A 20,190-nucleotide genomic window follows, 5' to 3' on the forward strand; every position below is an offset into this window, starting at 1 on the left:
CCGAATGTCGTTTCGCCCGCCACCGCCATGGATGCGAATGGCCGGAACCCTTCCGACAACAGGAATTGGACCGTGAATCGTATCCACGGAGCGATATCTTCGAAGACGACGGCATCGGAAAAAGCGCGTGTGCGGAACATTGTTTGAATCTGCGATGCGAAGCGCTCGACAGGCATGGCAGACGGCTGTCCGAAAACACCCCGTGCGCGATGTCTGTGAGCTGTCGCACCCGACTTGAGCCCTCATACCGCAGGAAACGTATCTCTTCGTTTTGACCGGAAAAATCGACGATTTCCAAACCAGATTCGTGCTTCAAGCGGGATTACCGCAGCATTCGATTCTGTTCGAGAAGCATTTTCGACTACCATTGTGTCTGGTGGCCATCCAGTTGGGCCGCTTTACGTCAGAGGGAGAGACTCTACAGTAGGGGAAAATTATAATGAAAAAAACCTTGCTCTCTAAGCTTTTTAGCTTAACCGTTGTTGGAACTTCGGTTTGTTTGCTTGCCGCACTGGTTCCACAGGCGAGCGCGGAAGCATCGGGCAGTTCGCCCATCTTGAATGCGAATTCGAATGACACTTTGATCGATTCCGATGGGATAAGTCATGGTGCGTGGATCGGCGTATCGGACGCTTCGGGCTCGGGCAATTATCAATCCCGAAAGACCGGCAGCGCTTATTCGATAATCGATATTGACAATTATTCAAACCTTTCCGAAACCTATACGGTGACGAACACGAGCAGCAGCGACAAGAGCCTGAATGCGGTCCTGACCTTGCCGCAATACAACAAGGCCTTGTTGAAGCCAGGTTCTCCCGTGGTCAAAGTCGATCCTTCCAGGGCGAAGCTTTCGGCAAGCGGCTTTGAATTTAACAGTGGATCAAACGCATCAAACATCACTATGATGTATTCCCCGGCCGCCGGCGCGTACAATTCGTATGCCTCCTACAAAAGCGCGAACAAGATCGATGATCTGATGGCCCTGCAGTTCCTGGGCACACTGAAGCCCGGAGAGGGTTTCACCCTGACGATTCCGCTGAGCTTGACGAATCCAAGCACGGTTGATGTTACCGAAACCGCGGGGCTTCCAGCAATATATGATTACCTGTATTCGCCGACCACCTCAAACACCGCTCTGAGCTTTGCATTCAGGCATAAGTCTCTGGACAAGTCGGGCAAACCGGCGTTGGCAAATACCGGAAGCTACTTCGGCGCGACTTACGACAAGAAAAGCAATACATATACCGCGGTTCCCGAATACGTGCAGGATGCCATCGCGAAACAGGATGTCTCTGACATCAAGGTCGATAATTTCGGTATTGGCCAGTGGACGAACGCATCTGTTGACCCGGTTTTGTACACTCTCGGCAGGTATGAGGTCAACCTCCAGAGGATCAAGGACAGCGTCAAAAACGTCGGATATTCCGTGGCCGTCAACCAAACTACACTGAAGGAGCTCGACAGCTACGTATACACCGCTGCGGGCACAACACAGATCGTCAATGCTGATGGCAGCCCCGCCAAGCTCGATCAGAACGGTATCGGCACCATCTATGTCCAGCTGCGCCCCGTCATCGTTCCCAGTGGTAAGGATGCCGTAATACAGCAGGGCGGTTCTGTGAAATCCGTCGAAACCGTGCCCGTGAAGGAAATCCTGAATCATTCGGAACAGAATGTCCTGCCTGCGCTCAACGACGTGACAATCGATACCTCCAAGGTCGACAACACCAAGCCGGGACGCTATCCGATTACCTATACGTACGTTCCGGACGGGGTGTCCTATACCGGGTATGTGAGGGTTGAAGCCGCACCGGTAAGTGTGTTCACCGTTGCTTTCGACTCCCAGGGTGGGTCTTCGGTCTCCCCTCAGCAGATCAAAGCCGGTGATTCAGCGAAGGCACCCGCCGCTCCCACACGAGACGGATACACGTTCAGCGGTTGGAGCACCAGCAAGGAGGGCGGTAGCAATGTTTTCAACTTTGATACTCCCATCGTCAAGGATCTGACGTTATACGCCCAGTGGAAATCCAAAGACGCCACCGACACCAAGACTCCACCAGTGACGCCGGGCGCATCGGGGACACCCGCCCAGTCAGCGACAGCCGGCAAGGCGCATCTCGCGAAGACGGGTGCAGCCGTCGGCACCTTGGCTGTAGCCGTGGCATCGCTTGCGGTTCTTAGTGCTGCACTGATCACGATTAAGCGCCGGAAGATGCATACCGAGCGATAGATCTCGCTTCCGTTGCGTTTGTGCCCCCATATGAGATGGTTCATATGGGGGCACAAATCGTTTTGTAAGGCATCTCCCGAACCCATGACAGCGCCGCAGGACGAAGAACACTGGACGCATCAACCCGCCATGGTCCACATCGATACCGCAAGGTCGCGCGGGGACCAATCCCCGCGTCTGTGCCCCCGGTAGCGCGGCATCCTCATCGACTTTCCGCCTCGGCACATCACCGACCCGATGCGGTGCCCACAGGCAGCACCCCATTCCGGCATGAGGGTCCGATTGGCGACAACAACGGAGGGCGACTCTCCGGCACCCATGTTGCACCTTGTCTTGTTCGGTGATACGGTTACCAGCAATCGCGGTACAAGCAGGGTTGCTACTCGTTGAATGAGGCAAGACCTGAGACAGAATACATCTGTCTCAGGTCTTTTTTTGTTCTTATCGCGGGTTTCGTGAAGAAGGAGACAACGATGTCAGATACACAGGAGTCCGCCGAGAGAATCATCTCCGGCGTTGGTGGTGTAGGGAATGTGCGCAGTATGACGCATTGCGCGACACGTCTGCGTTTTGAACTCAAAGACAATGGCAAGGTCGATCAGGCGGCGCTCGAAGCCACTCCGGAAGTGCTCGGGGCCGTCCCGCAGAGCGGCAACCGCTATCAGGTCGTGATCGGAGGTGGCGTCGAAGGTGTGTACAACGCCATCATCTCACTTCCCAGCATGTCGAATGTGGCCCACGGCGAGGATGACGATAACGACGGCACAGGCGCCGCGGACACTGCGGCCTCATCCAATGCGGAGGTCAAGGCGGCAGCGAGGAGCAAGGCCCGCGGGAAGATAGCCTGGTTGGACTCCTTCTTCGAGTATCTTTCCGATTCGTTCCGCCCGATTCTCGGCGTTCTGCTCGGCGCTTCGCTGATCATCGCCTTCGCATCCGTCATGGATGCGCTGGGCATCGTGGACTTCCGCTCCTCCACGAAAGCCGCCGGATGGGTGTTCATAGACGCGATGTGGCGTGGCGTGTTCTACTTCCTGCCCATCATGATCGCCTACAACGCCGCCAAGAAACTGAAGGTGGACCCCTGGCTGGGAGCCACGGTCATGGCGGCACTGATGACACCGAATTTCCTCAGTCTTTCCGATGCCAAGGCCTTTCCGAACGAGACCCTCTGCGTGGTCAACCAGACCTTGGGGTCGAGTTCCTGCACCACCAAGATCTTCGGTCTGACCATGCAGCTGAACGACTACGGCGGCAACGTGTTCGTACCCCTGATGATGGTAGCCATACTCGCGCTGATCTACCACGGGTTCAAAAAGGTCATCCCCAGCAGTGTGCAGATGGTGTTTCTGCCATTCCTGTCCATGATCATCGTCATCCCACTGACCGCATTCCTCATCGGCCCGCTGGGAATCTGGCTCGGCAACGGCATAGGCGCCGGACTCGCATGGCTGAATACCACGGCTCCGTTCATATTCGCGATCCTAATCCCGATGATCTACCCATTCCTGGTGCCTCTCGGTCTGCACTGGCCGTTGAATGCGCTCATGTTGGTCAACATCCAGACCCTGGGTTACGACTTCATCCAAGGTCCTATGGGTGCATGGAATTTCGCCTGCTTCGGCGCGACGGCGGGCGTGCTCGTTCTGGCCTGGCGCAATAAGGATAAACTCATGAGACAGACCGCTACCGGGGCTTTGGTCGCCGGACTGTTCGGAGGCGTTTCGGAACCTTCCCTGTATGGCATCCACCTGCGTTTCAAGAGAATCTACCCTCGTATGCTCGTCGGCTGCTTTGCCGGTGGACTCACCCTCGCCATTCTGAGTCTTCCTTACGGCGGCGTGACGACCAGGGCATTCGCATTCACTTCACTCCTGACCATCCCGGTATTCAGCCCGATGTGGGTATACGCCATTTCCGTCGCCGTCGCTTTCGTCGTGGCGATGGTACTGATCATCGTCAGTGACTACCGGACCCCCGAACAGAAGGCGGAGGCGGAAGCCGCTCTGGCCGCGGCACAGGCGAAGGAGGATGCCCAGGCTGGCGGATCCCCAACGCAGCATGGGGAAAGCGCAGACGCCCATACCTCACAGGCGGTGCCTGCCGATGCTTCAGGACCGGCGATGGCAGTGGACGCGACACCGGATTCGGCAGCAACGACGGCTCCACCCGTTTCGGTTGTGCATGCCCCCATAGCAGGGCATGTGATTGCTTTGGATGAGAGCGGAGACCCCGTCTTCGCCACCAAGGCTCTGGGCGAAGGCGTCGGCATCATTCCCGAGGGAGGCTCGGTGGTCGCCCCGGTCACGGGGACACTCCTCAGTGTCGCCAAAACCGGTCATGCTTTCGGTATCAAAACGGACGACGGCATCGAGGTGCTGGTCCACATCGGCATCGATACGGTGAAGATGAAAGGGGAAGGGTTCAGCGTGGATGTGACCAAGGGAAATCATGTGAACGCCGGCGACCTCCTGGCCACTGTCGACTTCGACGCCATCCGCGCGGCCGGTTACAGCACCACCACGCTCGTCACCGTCACCAACACCCTGCGTTTGCATGCCGTTGAACCGATAACGGATGTTACCGTGAAAGTAGGCGATCCCATCATTGCAGTGGAGCATTAGATTCGGGAACGGGCGCTGCGTGTGTCGGGACTTCGTCATGAAGGGAGGTCATCATGGAAATCCTTCGGGTATTCAACAACAATGTCGTATTGGCGAAGGATGAACATGCCGGGGAAGTGATTCTCACCGGTCGGGGACTTGGCTTCCAGGCGAGGCCAGGCGCACGGGTCGATCCCAAGAAAGTCGTCAGGACCTTTGTCCCCTCGGACGGGCGAGACCCCGATCATCTGGCGGAGATGCTGTCTTGCATATCGCCTGATGTGATCCAGGTCGTAAGCGATGCGATGCGCGCGGCGGGTCTTCTCGACCTTTCCGAGAATAAGCCGATGCTGGTCATGGCCCTGTCGGACCACGTCAGTTTCGCCCTGCAAAGAATCAAAACGGGAATAGCGGTCGAGTACCCGATCCAGGCGGAAGTCCAGCACCTCTATCCGGAGGAATATGCCAAAGGTCTGCAACTGCTCGAAGCCCTCAACGCCCGTTTGAACAATGTCCTGCCCGATGCCGAGGCGATCGCCCTCGCATTGCATCTGGTGAACGCAGGATTCTCAACCGGTGACCTGACGTATACCTACACGATGACCGGCATCATCCAACAGATGCTCGCGGTTGTTGAAAGCAGGTGCAAAGTCCGACTTGAGTCCAGTTCGATCAATGTGGGCAGGTTCATCACCCATCTGCGCTACCTCTTTGTGCGCATACACCAGCATAAACAGCTCGAAGGGGATGAACGCTCACCCATCGCCACCGCAATCATGCAGAGCTATCCCGATGCGATGGATTGCGCGGAGCAGTTGGCCACAATCGTTGAGCTGCGATTCGATGTGAATCTCACCGACGACGAGATCGCCTACCTCGCGCTCCATGTGTACCGGGTGGCCCAGCAACCCAAGGTGGGCAACACCAACACGGACTAGCTTCGCCGTGTCCACAACAGAAGGTGCATCCATCTCAGGCGATGGCGAAGGCAATCCATCACAAGCAGTACTTGCCTGTCACACGGTATGTGACGGCGATTGATCCGCAGCGATTGCTGTGTGATCGTTCAGAAAGGAACTCTCATGATTTCAAAAACAGCCATAGTCGGTGCGTCATCGGGTCTGCACGCTCGTCCGGCCGCCCGTTTCTCACAGGCGGTCGCCGATTCCGGCATTGATGTCGACATCACCTTCCAAGGCACCGGCGTCGATGCGTCGAGCGTACTGGAAGTCATGACGCTGGGTGTGGGAAGCGGCGATGAAGTGACCCTCAGCACCGCGAACGATGCCGATGCGTCGACCCTCGACGAGCTTGTGGCATTGCTTGCCAGTGATCTCGATGCGGAGTGAAGCACCAAGCACAAGCGGTCAGCATGTTCTTCATGGCATCGGTGTCAGTGCGGGAACCGTCCACGGACCGGTGTCCATCGTAGGCACGGCCATCGGCGTGGACAGCAGTGAAGCGCCATCGCATGATCCGGAAGGTGACAGCGCCACGGTGCAGCTGGCGATGCAACGAGTGGCCGAGCAACTCAGAGCGCGCGCGGAACGCAGCTCCGGAAATGCGAAGGATGTGCTGTCAGCAACCGCCCAGCTCGCTTCCGACCGGGGCCTGCTCAAAACCGTGACCGGACATCTGCGGAATGGCGAAGGCATCACGTCAGCTGTGCACAATGCGGTTGGCGAGTACGCGGAGAAACTGCAGCGGCTCGGCGGCTACATGGCCGAACGCGTCGCCGACCTCCACGATGTGCGGGATAGAGTGATCTGCGAGCTTCGTGGTGAGGACGCACCCGGCGTCCCCGAATTGAGCGAGCCCAGCATCCTGGTCGCCAAAGACCTGGCGCCTGCGGAAACCGCGACATTGGACCCGGCGATCGTGTTGGGCATCATCACCGAGGAGGGAGGGCCCACAAGCCATACCGCCATCCTGGCGGCGCAACTGGGAATCCCCGCCGCGGTGAAGGTCTCGGGAATCGTCCAAGCCGCGCATACCTCTGACGAACTGGCCTTGGATGGTGGTGCGGGAATGGTGCTCGTCGACCCTTCAGCAACGGAGATCACCGAACTCGGCGAGCGTTCAGCCCGCAGGACCGTCCTGCTGTCAGGCTCGCACGGGCAAGGCCTGACCAAGGATGGCAGGCATATCGCCCTGCTGGCCAACATCGGGAGCGCCGCGGATGCCACCAAGGCCGCCGCACTTGATCTTGAGGGATCGGGGCTCTTCCGCACCGAATTCATGTTCCTCGACAGGCAGGATGCTCCGAGCGTGGAGGAGCAGACCGACACCTACACACGTGTGATCGAGTCCTTCGGGAACCGCAGAGTCGTGGTACGCACCCTGGATGCCGGAGCTGACAAACCGCTGGCCTTCACGCAAATGCCCGAGGAGGAGAATCCGGCGTTGGGCATCCGCGGGCTGCGTCTGGGGATGCGCAAACAGGAGCTCCTCGACACTCAGCTCGAAGCGCTCTCACGTGCATATCGGGCCACGCACGGCGACCTGTGGGTGATGGCGCCGATGGTCGCTGATGTGGATGAGGCGCACTACTTCGCCCAGAAGGTCCGGGCCCTCGGACTTCCCAAGGTCGGCGTGATGATCGAAGTCCCAGCGGCCGCGTTACGGGCCTCCCGGGTACTGCGCGAAGTGGATTTCGCCTCGATAGGCACGAATGACCTCGCCCAATACACCATGGCGGCGGATCGTCTCAACGGGGAGCTTGCCGGACTGCTCAGCCCTTGGCAACCTGCGGTGCTGGAGATGATCTCCTTCGCCTGCAAAGGCGGAGCCACGACGCACAGTCATATCGGCGTATGCGGAGAAGCCGGCGGCGATCCTCTGCTCGCCTTGGTTCTGGTCGGTCTGGGCGTCACCTCACTGTCGATGGCACCGAAGAAAGTCGCCGCCGTCAGGGCATCCCTGGCGATGCATGATTGCTCACGCTGCCAAGAGATGGCACAAGCGGCCCTGGACTCCTCCACAGCCGCCCAAGCCCGCGACGCCGTGATTTCGATGGCCGATCCAGCCGTCAGGGATCTGCTCTAGGGAGCCCCGCACCCGAAGGTCAAACACCACTGCCGGACGAATCGTCTACGCACGCTATCGCCATTCGTCCGACGCCATGGTATTCGCCCCAGGTCCTCATCCCGATGGAGGGCATGATGCTCGGCAATCTGGTGGCGGCCTTGGCCGTTGCCATGAGCAGGTTCTTCTCTGATATGGAAGCCCGGCGCCATGAGATCGAGGCCTATCTGAGTCTTGGGGCGAGCCCTTTCGAAGCCGCCAAACCTTCGATTCTCGCGGCCATCAGACTGGGCCTCATCCCGACGATCGCCCAACTGGCGTCCAGTGGCGTCGTCCTTATTCCGGGTATGATGGCAGGCCAGATCATGACCGGCGGTGATCCGCTGGAAGCGGCGGAATACCAGTTTGTGGTGCTGGCCGCTTTGAGCGCCATCACCATGCTGGGTGATGCCCTCATCACCTTGCTGCTGTATCAAAGGTGCTTCACCGAACTCGGCCAGTACATCTCGCCAAGGGCCCGGTAACGCTATCGCTCACGGAACAGCGACGAAGGATCCGTCAGGATATCAATGAGGCCAGCGAGCCGATGTTACTGGTCAGGAACTTGGTGGCGTGGAACACTGCGGCATCGGGTTGTTGCGTCGTCCCATCGACCTTCTTGCTTTCGATCCAGCCGATGCACAGACCCGTCTCATCATCGACCGTCAGGGTATAGGTCACCCCTGTTGTGGATGTGCCGACTCGATTGCTGAATAATGCGGCGGCACGGCCAAGAACGGTCACCGAACCCTCCTGTTTGGTTCCTGGCATGTTCTTTTGCGAAGACGTCTTGGCGTAAGTGTCGAAGTCCTTGGTGATCGTGTTGATCTGATCCTCACCATACAACTCACCGCCGGTGGGTACGTAAGCGCCTTCCTTGTTGTGCTCATAACGCTCCCACTCCCCTTTTCCGGACGCGATGAACAACGCATCCGTATTTCCCGAGACATATCTGATGTTGCCTTGGGGATCCTGCGTTTTTGAAACCTCCGTTGTATCTCCCTCCGGATCCTGCACTGAATACGTTATGGAATATTCAGCCGGGAAGTCCGGGGTGTAATGCTCATCGAAAGCCCCGCCAGCACCCTCACCGATCGAAGCGCATGCCGATAAGGCCAGGGCCATGGACGCTGCCGCCGCCGCCAAGGCCAGCGCTGTTGCTCTTTTCATAGAAACTCCCTCATATTGCTTCTTTCCCCTGCGATTATGGACGTGGTATCAAGTGCTGGGTTGGCATGTCCCTTGAGAACAACGAGAGCGCCCGGCGGTGAAACGGCATCGCCCTCCGCGTTCCCGTGTATGACACCGTGTCGGCTCGTCTCCCGCAGCCCCTGAAACCGAGCGCCTTCCCGGATGGTCATTCATCCTGCTCATCGCACACTCTGGTTGGTCAACAAGCATTCACACATCTCTTCTTTTCGTCACCACTGAGGCGATGGCGGCGAACAGTGCGACGTATGCGACAAGCACCAGGAATGCGCCCCAAACCGGCAGGGAAAACGCACTCTGAGGCGTAATCGCGCTGAAAACCTGATCCCCCGCTCCAGAAGACAATCCGTACAATGCGGCTCCGGCTGTGGATGGGAGGAACGCGGCCACGATCCCCGATATGGACGGTGGAAGTATCACCATGGATCCCGGAAGCGCCCAGAACATCAGCAGTACGATGCTGACAGCACCCGCGCTTTTGCGCAGGATCGCCCCGACCATCAACGACAGCACGGCTATGAACGCCATATAAAGCGGCGCGCCGATAAGCATCCTGAGCCCCTCCGGGCTGAAGTACCCGAACGCCAGACCACGTCCGGAAAGCACATGCGCGATGATGAGCGAGACGACTATGGATGCGGCGGTGACGACAAAACTCGCGATGGCGGCAACGGCAGCCTTCGCGGCAAGACTTTGCAAGCGTTTCGGAACGGCATTGAAGGTGCTGCGGATCTGCCCTGTTCGGTATTCGTTCGTGATGGTGAACACTCCCAGAAGCATGGCGCAGAACTGCGCTCCGACGACACCTCCCGTCGCCATGACCATGACGGAGTCGGCGCTGACATCGCCGTTCGACCCCTGGATGGCTGATGCGATAGCCATGGCTATCATCATGATGACACCGATTCCACCAAGCCAGTATGTTGAGACCCGGGTCCTCATCTTGATCCACTCACTGCCCAACAGTCCCGACCACGTCAGCCTGGTCTTTCCTATCGGGGGCAGCACATGCGATATGCCGTTCTTCGAAGCCGTGCCCTGTGGTGTCATATCGTGCGAAGTGACTGCTGCGATGCTCATGGCTATTCTCCGGTCTTGTATTCGACCGCATCAGCGGTCAGGTTGAGATATGCGTCTTCGAGAGAGGACCCGACCGACGCGAGTTCGAACAGCGTGAAACGGCGTTCAGCGGCGATCTGCCCGATCTCCTCGATTGCGATTCCTGTGAGCACGGCTGTGTCGCCTTCACGCGATTTCGCCTCCACGCTTCTGCTCGCAAGCAGTTCAAGCAGTTGCGGCAGTTGCGGGCTGCGTACTCGAACGGATCCCTTCCCGGAGACGATGTCATCAACCGGAGCATCAGCAAGGATCTTCCCTTTGCCTATCACGATGATGTGATCGGCCGTCTGGGACATCTCCGCCATCAGGTGGCTCGAAATCAGAATCGTTCGACCTTCTGCGGCCAGGGATTTCAAGGTGTCGCGCACCCATCTCACCCCTTCGGGGTCCAGACCGTTGATCGGCTCGTCAAGGATGAGCACCTGAGGGTCCGCCAGAAGTGCGTTGGCGATACCCAAGCGTTGCCCCATCCCAAGCGAGAATCCGCCCATCTTCTTGTCGGCGACCTTGGCGAGCCCCGTCAGATGAAGGATCTCATCGACACGTTTGGCTCCCAGACCGTGCGTCGCGGCTTGGGCAAGCAGGTACTGGCTCGGGGTGTTGTGGGGGTTGAAAGCCTTCGCGTCGAGAAGGCTCCCGACGACCTGCAAGGGGTTTTCGAAGGAGGTCAGGGACCTGCCATCGAAAAGGACATCGCCGCTGTCCGGCCTGTGCAGCCCGAGCAGCATTCTCATCGTGGTGGATTTTCCCGCCCCGTTGGGTCCCAGGAATCCTGTCACCTTCCCGTCGTGAACCGTGAAGCTGGCGTTATCGACAACCAGCTTCCTGCCATAGTGTTTGCTGAGATTATTCGCTGTAATGTGCATGCCTTCATTGTGGAATGGTGAAGACAATCATGAATCGTGCACATGAATCGGCTTGACTACTCCACCCGCAGTAGGCGGCAAGCCGGGAACACCCACTATGGTGTTCAGTCGCTATCGGGCATCATTCCCGCCTGTATGGCGAAGGAGACGAGTTGGGCCCTGTCACGCGCATCGACTTTCATCATGGCTCGATTGGCATGCGTTTTCACGGTGAAGGGGGAGATGAAGATCTTTCGGCTGATCTGCAGATTGCTCAGACCATCCACGATGAGCTGCACGATTTCAAGCTCACGGGGTGTCAGCTGTTTGAACAAGGCGGCTTTGTCGGAATCAAGAACGACGGCTTTGGGGTCGCTGACGTTATCGACGAGAGCGTGCAAGGCGCGCTCCGACAAGGCATGCTCACCGGCGGCGCTGCGCAGGATCCCTTCGGTGAGTTCGCTCGGGCTCGCGCCCTTGCCCAGGAAACCGTCAGCGCCCGCTTTCAACGCGGCAAGAACATTGTCATCCGCATCAAAGGTCGTCAGCACCAGAATCCGTATATCCTCCGAAGCCGGAAGCTGCCGTATCCTTCTGGTGGTCTCGACCCCATCGATACCAGGCATATTCAGATCCATCAGCACCACGTCGACCCGGGTGTTCGACAGGATCTTCACCGCGCTGATGCCGTCCCCCGCCTCGGCGACGATTTCGATATCCTGATGGGCGTTGAGAATGACCCGGAGCCCTGCCCGGAGCATCTCCTGATCGTCAACAAGCATGACACGTACCATCGTTCACTTCCCTCCTGCCACCGGCAAGGTTGCCACCACCCAGAACAACGGGAACTCGGATTGTATTTCCAGCGATCCTCCGACCGATTCGGCACGCTCACGCATACCCACCAATCCGTTCCCACCTCCTGGTTCCGAAGAGTGCTTGCGCGAACCGTGCCTATTGACGATCTCTATCCTGAGCTCTTCGCCCCCGGTCCCTCGCTCCACGCTGATAGAGGCTACGCCATCCCCATAACGGTGAGCGTTGGTCAATCCCTCCTGGACGATTCGGTAGGCCGCGATGCTCACCTGCGGAGCGATGCCGCCACCCAGATCATTGATCGTGGCATCGATATGCATCCCTCCGGTCCGATACGACTCGATGAGATTCGTGATGAGCTCATGACCCGGAGTCGCCTCAAGTTCATTCTCGTCCCGCCCCGTATTCAGTATGGCGATAATCTGCTGCGTCTCCTTGAGCACTTCACGCACCGAGCCGCGCGCAGCCTGAAGGCTTTTACGCACACTGTCTTCATCCGACTGCAACGACACCTCGGCGGCACCCAGATGCATATTGATCATCGCTACCTGATGCCCGACGCTGTCATGCAGGTCGCGTGCGATACGCAGTCTCTCCTGGGCGATACCGCGGTCCACCGCCGCCCTCCGCGCCGTCTGCTCCTCGCGGATCCTCAACTGCACTTCCTGCCGGTATTGCCCATTGCCACGGGTGGCCCCGCCAAACACAGCTGCCACAATAACCGAAAACGCGAAGATCGAGGAGGTGGCATCAACGGAGATATCGATGGTGCCAATGGAAAGCGCCGACGATACGAAAACGCTGATTGCCAGAACCGGTGCGACCGCGATGGGTGTGAGCCCTCGCAGCGTCAGCAGGAATGCCGCGAAACAGACCATTGACCAGGTTCCGACAGCGGCGGTATCCGACAACAGCGTCAGTACAGGAGCGATCGCAATGACGACAAGCCCCGCCCAAGGAAAACGGTAGCTGAGCAGCACCCCCAGCAGTAAGACGCTCGGCGGCAGATACGCCTGCCATGCACTGCCCGAGGAGGCAACGGTGTAAAAGACGACCAGTGAGGCGAGCAGCACGATGGATACGAGAGCCACCTCAAGGATACGAGGCATAAGCAGCCACATCGGTGCATGTTCACCATGTTGTCCACTGCTGCGCCTTGCCACGAGATCTACCCTCTCACACGAATGGTGGATGACCTTCTACTGCATGTGCAGTAGTGCGGTCGGTCTGTCAGGAGGATTCACTTTCCCGAGTATCGGATGAAGATAGTCATACAAACCGCCGGTGGGTGAAACACCTTGGCGCATGACGGTTCAACCATAACAACACTAGGAGTACACCATGAACGCTGATACATCAACAACGGACGGGAAGACCGCCGACTATGCGGGGTATGAATACACCACGATCCGGGCCCCCCGGCAGCTTGAGAATCTTTATCGTGACGCGTACCGAAATTTCGGTTGGAATTTCGAACGTTCGGAAGTTCGCCCGCCAATCAGGCCACTCCCCCTGCTGCCTGCCATACGCTCGAATACCGCGACGCTGAGCTTCAAACGAGATCGGAACATCAAGCGTCAGCCGATGATGCAGGACCTGCAGCACAAGGTCAATGTCTCTCTGGCGTCAATAGCCCGCATGGAGCGTTCGAAGAAGAGTACGGCAGTACTCGTCGCAGCGGTTCTGGGCATCATCGGCGCGGGATTCCTCGCGGTATCGATGTTCATAGGAGCCGTGAGCACCGGGGCCATCATCCTCGGAGCCATTGGTCTGGTCGCCTGGGTCGGCGGTGCAATCGCGTACTTCGGCATCAAATCCGCCCGCACCGCGCGACTCGATCCGCTGATCGACCAGGAACAGACCGTGATCTTCGAAACCGGCGAACAAGCGGCGCGCCTCATCCACTAACCACCATAATTCAACCGAAGCACACAACAACCAGGAGGCAACATCATGAAAGTATTCATCGCTATCATCACAGTCATCTGCGCAGGAGCAGGATTCATCCTGTGGAAGGCCAGCAAAGAGGATTCACCGGCCTGAGGGCACAGGTCTCATGCATCTGAGGCAGGGTTCCTGGTCGCAATGCTGACTCAGGACCCCTGCCTCCGATCCCTCCGGACATTGCATGCCGACGGATACCGCAATGCGGCCAGACTGGCGGTACCGATTCGACGCACGTCCACGCCGGGATCACTTTCCTATCCGGAGCAGCAAGCAGAAAGGTCGATGATGGGTAATCGCATCCTTGCGACGTGGAAAAGCTATCGAGCAATGGCCGTGGTCGACAGGACGGTACTGGCCGCCGCCGGCTCGGTTGCGAGTGGCATCGGCATGGCAGTCGTCAAAATTGCCCTGGGCGTGATGACCCATTCCCTGCTGTTCATCGTCAATGCCGTCTACTACGTGGCCTTGTGCTTATCCCGTCTGGCCATCGTCCAACAACATCGACGTATCAGAGGCATCAGCGATTCGCTGAAAAGGCTCGAACGGGAAATGAACGTTTACCACCGAACCGGATTGCTTCTCTGCTTCATCGGAATCTCCTATGCCGTGTTCTCCGGCTTCATGTTCTTTGTGGCGACACCGACCCGTTACACGCAGATTGTCGCGATCACCGTCGCCACCATCACCGCGGTCAAAATCGGTGTTGCAATTCGCGGGCTGGTTGTTGCCAAAAGGGAACGCAACCCGATGGATTCCGCAATCAAATTCATCACCTTCACCGACGCCCTGCTCTCCCTGGTCGTCGTGCAGAACGTCATGCTGCAGTCCCAAAGGTCGGAGCATGCGAGTGAAAGTTCAGGCATGCTCGGCATGGGACTCGGAATCGCGGTAATCGTCGCTGGACTCATCATGTTCCTTCGTCGAAAAATCGGGGATGACTTCAAGCAGAAGGCGATCGAGGAAAGCGAAGAGTTCACGGACACGCACTCGGCAAACACCGGCGCACTGAAAACGACCGGGCACCCCGCCGATCTGACATTGGAAGCAACAAAGCGATCATGACCATCGAAAACAAGATACGGCGCAACCTCATCTTTGCCGTGATGCTGGCGGCTTCAATAGCCGGCGGTTTCGCGCAGACCTCATTGACGACGGCACTGCCCTCGGTAATGCACGATCTGAATATTAACGCCGTGGTCGGCAACTGGCTCACCAGCGGGTTCTCACTTGCCATGGCGATCATCGTGCCCGCGACCGCTTTTCTGATGAAGCGCTTCCGCACCAAGCCTCTGTTCATCGCCGGCATTGCGATTTTCGCGATAGGTCTGTTCATGGCTGCGATGGCCCCCACATTCAACATCCTGATGCTTGCCCGGGTCATACAGGCAATCGGGTGCGGCATCTCGCTGTCAATGACCCAGGTCATCATTCTGGCGATTTTCCCGATCTCCTCACAAGGCACCGCGATGGGTGTCTATGGTCTCGCCGTCGGTGCGGCACCCGTGATAGCCCCGACATTGACCGGATTGATTGTCGACTCGCTGGGATGGAGGCCCATTTTCTGGATCTCCGCGATCATAGCGGGCCTTGTGCTGCTTCTCACCTTCTTCGTCATGGACGACGTGCTCGAGAACGAAGCGATACATATGGATATCACATCCTTCCTCCTGTGCGGCTTCGGTTTCGCGGGCATGCAGCTTGGTTTGAGCAATCTTGGCACCAGCGCCTTCCTGAGCCCGGAAGTCCTGGGGACATTCATACTGGCAGCCATGTCGCTGCTCGCCTTCGTCATGCGACAACGGCGTGTGCAGGAGCCCTTCCTCAATCTCAGACTCTTCCGCAAGCGCTCATTCTCGATGGCCGTGGTGCTGATCTGCATACTGTATGCGATCATGATCGCCGGCTCGACCATCATCCCGATCTATCTGCAAGAGATGCGCGGATTCCCCGTCACCGAGTCCGCACTCATCATGCTGCCGGGATCCCTGGTGATGGCTGTAATCAACCCCTTCGCAGGCAGACTGTTCGATAAGGTCGGGCCCCGGCCACTGGCCATCGGCGGGATGGCGGCTCTGGTGATCAGCTCCGTCGGGTTCAGCCTGCTCACCGACTCGACCAATCCCTTGTATGTGATCATCATCTTCATGATTCGCCTGATCGCTGTGGGGTTGATGATGATGCCGATCACCACGTGGGGAATCGCCTCAGTCGAGCAGCGTTACACCTCCGATGCCAGCGCGCTGCTGACCTCGTTACGAACCTTGGCAGGAGCCTTCGGCTCAGCGATCTTCGTCGCGGCAATGGTGGGGGCAGCCGGCTCTCCCGCACTGCGGAGTCTGGACATACCCATTCCGCACGCCATCGCAGGCCTGGATATCTCCTTCGCGGCGATGACCGTACTGTCAGTGGTCGGCCTGATACTCGCCATAATCGCCTTCAGAAAGCCCCGTGTTGCAGAGACGCCCGCTGTCGGCTAAGGTCACTTCACCCCACCTCATTGGGTCCGGACACTTGGTAAGCGTTCTTCTGCATCTACCTATCGAGTTCTCTTGAAGATGCATCACCCGACATCTTCACCGTCCATTCGGCCCGGATCCCACAGGCCGAGTGGAGGATCTTTCCAGTAGCCTGAAACCCGAAGAGAATATGCTCGGTTTGGATTCTCCATCTTCGATTCTTCTAGTGAGCGCCTCTACGGCCAACTCGGCATATTGATCGACCCTCGGGTCGATCGTCGTTAATGGCGGAATCGAGAATTCGCCATCAGGAAGATTATCGACACCAGTTACTTGCACATCAAGCGGAACATCGATATTCGCCTTTGTCAGGACCGATATGACACCGACTGCCACTGCATCATTCGCGCAGACCAGTGCGTCAGGCAGTTTTCCCCGTCGTATGAGTTCGAATGCCGCTTTCGCCCCTTCACCTCCGGTGAGACGATCACAGGCAACCACATTCCGCCAGACAATGGTACGGTCCCGGTTACGGAGCGCTTGGATATACCCCTGAAGACGCAGGGATGAGTTACCCTCTGTCGCCTTCAACACTTCCTTTTCATATCCGTCGTCCCCGATATGGCAGTGGTCGCCGAGTTCCTGAGGAGCACCGATGAATCCCACCTGCTGCGCGCCTCCGGACAACAGCCAGTCGGTGACGTATCTCACGGCTTCCGCATTGGGCATCGTGACCATGTCGCACAGCCCATGCGCAGAATAATCACCGGTAATCACCAGTGGATAATCTTGGTCGAACAATGGGGAAGAAGATGAAACCGGAGCGTCTGCAAACATGATCCAACCATCTGCGTTGAGCCTACGCGCAGCCGTCGCGAATTCGTCAATACGACCTGTGAATTCCCCAAATGTGCTAATGATGATCGCATACCCATGTGCACGTGCGCTTTTGGTGAGCAAATCAACGAAGTAACCGAAAAAAGGCTGGTCAAAATTCGGGATGGCAAGACCAAGAATCCCCGTACGCCCCTTTTTGAGTGCCTGAGCGGAATGATTGATGCTGTAACCAAGTTTTTCTATCGCCTTGTTAACACGGCTTTTTGTCTGTGGACGCATCTGACTGTCATTGTTGTTAATGACGTTCGACACCGTTTTGATGGAGATGCCTGATTCCAGTGCCACATCCTTCATCGTCACCTTTCGCGTTTCCATCGTTTGGTCTCCTTACCACCGCATCGGCAACGCCCCTCATTATATACATTCGGGGCAATGCCACCATGCGGTTCAACATTACCGATTGCGTTATTCATACCTCCATCGCGTGCACACGAGACGCTGCGACGATGAGTCATGAAAGGGATGCGCCTGGATCGATGCAATCAATCCAGGCGCATCCCTCACCCATGCAACCTTGTCGATTTAGCTGCGTTGCCTAGGCATCACCGCGACGATGAAGTCTCACCAACGGTAAACCCCCAAGAACCGCGACGATGACAAGCAACAGGGCCATACTCACATAGCTCCCCGTATCGGCAAGCGACGAACGCGCCTGCATCTCCTGGTGTCGCATTGTCTGTTTTCCCGAATCGTTCTGTACAACGTTTTGCTGCACGGAATTCGCAACGACCACGGCCGTATACCTAACGTGGATCTGAGAGCTGTCCGCCAGGACATAGGTCACGACAAATGGATAGGTTCCCGGCGACGCATCCTGCGGATCGTAATGCACGGAGTTCAGACGCACTTTGCCCGCCTTTGGCGCCGAGGTGACGACCCGTGAAGTATAGGCGCTGACTTCGTCAGGCTCCGTAAATGTAATCTCACCGCCATTGGATGCAACCATGATCCGTCCACCATCGAGGTACCTGTCCTCGGCTATGCTCACCAAAGCCGATAATGCCTCGTCCAACGATTGCCGCGCGGAGTCAACAGCGCTTTGCAGGGCCGAAGGATCATCCAAAAGTTTCTGCGCATCATCCAAGCGAGCAGCGAACCGCGCCCATGAGAGAGGTGTGAACTTGTCTTTTTCCAGATCCAAGGCACGCGTAACCAAGGACCGCAACTCGGTCTTATCGACAGAGACGGAGGATGTTTCGACCTTCTCGAAGCTCCACAGCTGAGCATCATCCGAATCCGACAATGTGTTCAACCTCACGCTGTCGTCTCCGGAAGCCGTCAGATACAGCGCTTCGTTGGCGACACTTTGCAAACGGTAGTATCCATCACCGGCATCGATCCGTTTCCATTCATACTTACTGGACCCTTCATCGACCCATTGAGCCACTCGGACGTTGTTTCTCGCCGATCCCCACGGTACGATTGCGCGCCCTCCCGATCTATTCAGGAAGGTGATGGATGAGGATGATTTACTTTGCATATGCCACTGCTGCGTCTTCGCTGCATCGCCATCACCGGCAGACGGCTGTTCCATCGTGATGTCCGGTATGTCACCGGTATAGGCGGCGTCCTGAGTCTTCCCACCTGTCCCGATTACCAGCCCCTTCGACTTGTTGGTCACCGTGAAATAATCACCTGTGGTATTTCCGAAATCGACATCGGCATATTGAATTTGCGAACCGCTGAAACCCGTATGAAGGATGAGCACACGCCCTGATGACAGGTAGGTGAGATTCCTGCTGTACCCACCACCCAGCGTGGTCTTATACCTAGCCCACTCACCATCGGACTTTCCCGTTCTGTTGATCCAGACATCGCCGCTACCTGAGGCGTTGTACAGTATTGATCCGTCAGGAAGAGCCACCGTAACCGGGCTGCCGCCCTGCGCCAGGTTCCCCGACCCCGCGACCGGTAAATTATTGGTATTCGACCCTTGACCAGTGATCTTATAGAATTCCAGCGGATTGTCGGAGATTTTGTACTTGGTGCTCCCGTCCCCACCCCAATCCTCATAGGTCATCAGCCATTTACCATCAGTAGTAGGTACGACATTGGTCATGCCGGGTCTGCCATCTCCAATTTTCCCGTCACTGAAGCTCTTCCCCGACGCATCCAAAACCGCATCGCTCCAAGCGTCGCCCTCTTCCCCGCTCCACGTTCTGTGAGCAAGTATCTGACCTTTGTTATCTGCACCTGTTTCGTCATCATCGGCCAGTCTGACTACTCCCGTTTCAGGGTCATACCCTGAATAATCGCGCTCATCAGAGTAATAGCATATGAGTTTGCCGTCATACACCATAAGATACGGTTCCCAGACAGGATCGACCTGGCTATACGTGTTCTGGGTTGAAATGATGTTGCCTGCACTTCGTGCACTGCCCCCTTGCCAGCCACCTTGCGTGACGATGCCTTGGACTTCCCAGTGCACACCGCCATCGGTACTGGAGAAGAGAGCAATCGCCGTGTTCTTCCGGTCTCCATCGGAGCTGTTATACCAACTGTCTCCTTTCACGGCCTTCTGCTCTTTGTAATATTCGTCATCTCCTGTGACGACACTCGCCAGCAACAAGGTTCCCGCGGAAAGATCTCCAACCCGTTCAGGAAGGGTATAGAGATATGGATTGGTCCAATTGCTGACATAGTCGTCATAATCGGCATTACCGGGCTCAAGCTCATGAGGTGATTTGACCTCGGAGATTTTGCTCCATGTTGCTCCCTCATCGTCGCTGGCATACACAGGCAGCGTCTCCCCGACAGGGTCACCGACCGAACGTTCGAATGTCGCGACGATACGGCCATCGGTGAGCTGAGCAGCCTTGGGGTATACGATGCATCCGCTGTAATTCCCCCCTTTGTTGCACCGTTCGGTCGTGCCATCCATCTGGTACATCGTCTGTGCTGCCGGCGTATATGCTCTTGCATCGGGAACGACAAGCACCATCGCCACTAGCATCGCGACCAGTGACAGGACACCTGTCACTCGTTGTTGTATGTGTTTATTCATC

Annotated in this window: 16 protein-coding genes; 9 read left to right on the top strand and 7 right to left on the bottom strand. The window is 57.4% G+C overall.

The window, feature by feature from the left end:
• Positions 1-556: 556 nt before the first annotated feature.
• The 6 genes from BPSY_RS02015 (at position 557) to BPSY_RS12005 (ending at position 8,381) form a co-directional block, all read left to right on the top strand.
• Complete coding sequence (locus BPSY_RS02015; protein WP_162178431.1) at positions 557-2,230, top strand: InlB B-repeat-containing protein; 1,674 nt, start codon at positions 557-559, stop codon at positions 2,228-2,230.
• A 473-nt stretch (positions 2,231-2,703) separates the two neighbouring features.
• Complete coding sequence (locus BPSY_RS02020; RefSeq protein WP_033495639.1) at positions 2,704-4,854, top strand: glucose PTS transporter subunit IIA; 2,151 nt, start codon at positions 2,704-2,706, stop codon at positions 4,852-4,854.
• Positions 4,855-4,907: 53 nt separating this feature from the next.
• Complete coding sequence (locus BPSY_RS02025) at positions 4,908-5,771, top strand: PRD domain-containing protein (RefSeq protein ID WP_051921472.1); 864 nt, start codon at positions 4,908-4,910, stop codon at positions 5,769-5,771.
• A gap of 144 nt (positions 5,772-5,915) precedes the next feature.
• Positions 5,916-6,182 (top strand): HPr family phosphocarrier protein, encoded by a 267-nt coding sequence (locus BPSY_RS02030; RefSeq protein ID WP_033495640.1) that lies wholly within the window; start codon positions 5,916-5,918, stop codon positions 6,180-6,182.
• Positions 6,172-7,878 carry a phosphoenolpyruvate--protein phosphotransferase gene (gene ptsP / locus BPSY_RS02035; protein WP_033495642.1) on the top strand — a complete coding sequence of 569 codons (1,707 nt, stop codon included), beginning with the start codon at positions 6,172-6,174 and terminating at the stop codon, positions 7,876-7,878. The genes BPSY_RS02030 and ptsP overlap by 11 nt, the downstream gene beginning before the upstream one ends.
• Positions 7,767-8,381, top strand: a complete 615-nt coding sequence (locus BPSY_RS12005) for an ABC transporter permease (RefSeq protein WP_081884102.1) — start codon at positions 7,767-7,769, stop codon at positions 8,379-8,381. The genes ptsP and BPSY_RS12005 overlap by 112 nt, the downstream gene beginning before the upstream one ends.
• 34 nt (positions 8,382-8,415) lie before the next feature.
• Here BPSY_RS12005 and BPSY_RS02045 read toward each other — a convergent pair whose 3' ends face one another.
• The 5 genes from BPSY_RS02045 to BPSY_RS02070 all read right to left on the bottom strand — a co-directional run bounded on the left by BPSY_RS02045 (position 8,416) and on the right by BPSY_RS02070 (position 13,006).
• Positions 8,416-9,066, bottom strand: a complete 651-nt coding sequence (locus BPSY_RS02045) for a hypothetical protein (RefSeq protein WP_033495644.1) — start codon at positions 9,064-9,066, stop codon at positions 8,416-8,418.
• Between the two features lie 231 nt (positions 9,067-9,297).
• Complete coding sequence (locus BPSY_RS02055; protein WP_033495648.1) at positions 9,298-10,185, bottom strand: ABC transporter permease; 888 nt, start codon at positions 10,183-10,185, stop codon at positions 9,298-9,300.
• Between the two features lie 2 nt (positions 10,186-10,187).
• Entirely contained in the window at positions 10,188-11,090 is a 903-nt protein-coding gene (locus BPSY_RS02060; RefSeq protein ID WP_033495649.1) for an ATP-binding cassette domain-containing protein, read from the bottom strand.
• 104 nt (positions 11,091-11,194) lie between these two features.
• Positions 11,195-11,863: a response regulator gene (locus tag BPSY_RS02065; RefSeq protein WP_033495650.1), complete on the bottom strand. Its 669-nt coding sequence runs from the start codon at positions 11,861-11,863 to the stop codon at positions 11,195-11,197.
• A gap of 3 nt (positions 11,864-11,866) precedes the next feature.
• Positions 11,867-13,006, bottom strand: coding sequence for a sensor histidine kinase (locus BPSY_RS02070; protein WP_033495651.1), 1,140 nt, complete (start codon positions 13,004-13,006; stop codon positions 11,867-11,869).
• A gap of 220 nt (positions 13,007-13,226) precedes the next feature.
• Between BPSY_RS02070 and BPSY_RS02075 the strand changes: the two genes are divergently transcribed.
• The 3 genes from BPSY_RS02075 to BPSY_RS02090 all read left to right on the top strand — a co-directional run bounded on the left by BPSY_RS02075 (position 13,227) and on the right by BPSY_RS02090 (position 16,309).
• On the top strand, positions 13,227-13,793 hold the full coding sequence (locus BPSY_RS02075; RefSeq protein ID WP_033495653.1) for a hypothetical protein: 567 nt from the start codon (positions 13,227-13,229) through the stop codon (positions 13,791-13,793).
• Between the two features lie 321 nt (positions 13,794-14,114).
• Positions 14,115-14,894 (top strand): hypothetical protein, encoded by a 780-nt coding sequence (locus BPSY_RS11730; protein ID WP_193346418.1) that lies wholly within the window; start codon positions 14,115-14,117, stop codon positions 14,892-14,894.
• Positions 14,891-16,309 (top strand): DHA2 family efflux MFS transporter permease subunit, encoded by a 1,419-nt coding sequence (locus BPSY_RS02090; protein ID WP_033495655.1) that lies wholly within the window; start codon positions 14,891-14,893, stop codon positions 16,307-16,309. Before BPSY_RS11730 ends, BPSY_RS02090 begins: the two co-directional genes overlap by 4 nt.
• A 96-nt stretch (positions 16,310-16,405) precedes the next feature.
• On the opposite strand, the gene BPSY_RS02095 is transcribed toward BPSY_RS02090, so the two are convergent.
• Both BPSY_RS02095 and BPSY_RS02100 read right to left on the bottom strand, forming a co-directional pair.
• Positions 16,406-17,500: a LacI family DNA-binding transcriptional regulator gene (locus tag BPSY_RS02095; protein ID WP_033495657.1), complete on the bottom strand. Its 1,095-nt coding sequence runs from the start codon at positions 17,498-17,500 to the stop codon at positions 16,406-16,408.
• Positions 17,501-17,720: 220 nt separating this feature from the next.
• Entirely contained in the window at positions 17,721-20,189 is a 2,469-nt protein-coding gene (locus tag BPSY_RS02100; protein WP_081884104.1) for an RICIN domain-containing protein, read from the bottom strand.
• Between the last annotated feature and the right edge of the window lies 1 nt (position 20,190).

It is taken from the genome of Bifidobacterium psychraerophilum, assembly GCF_000741705.1.
In the GTDB taxonomy this organism is placed as follows: Bacteria; Actinomycetota; Actinomycetes; order Actinomycetales; family Bifidobacteriaceae; genus Bombiscardovia; species Bombiscardovia psychraerophila.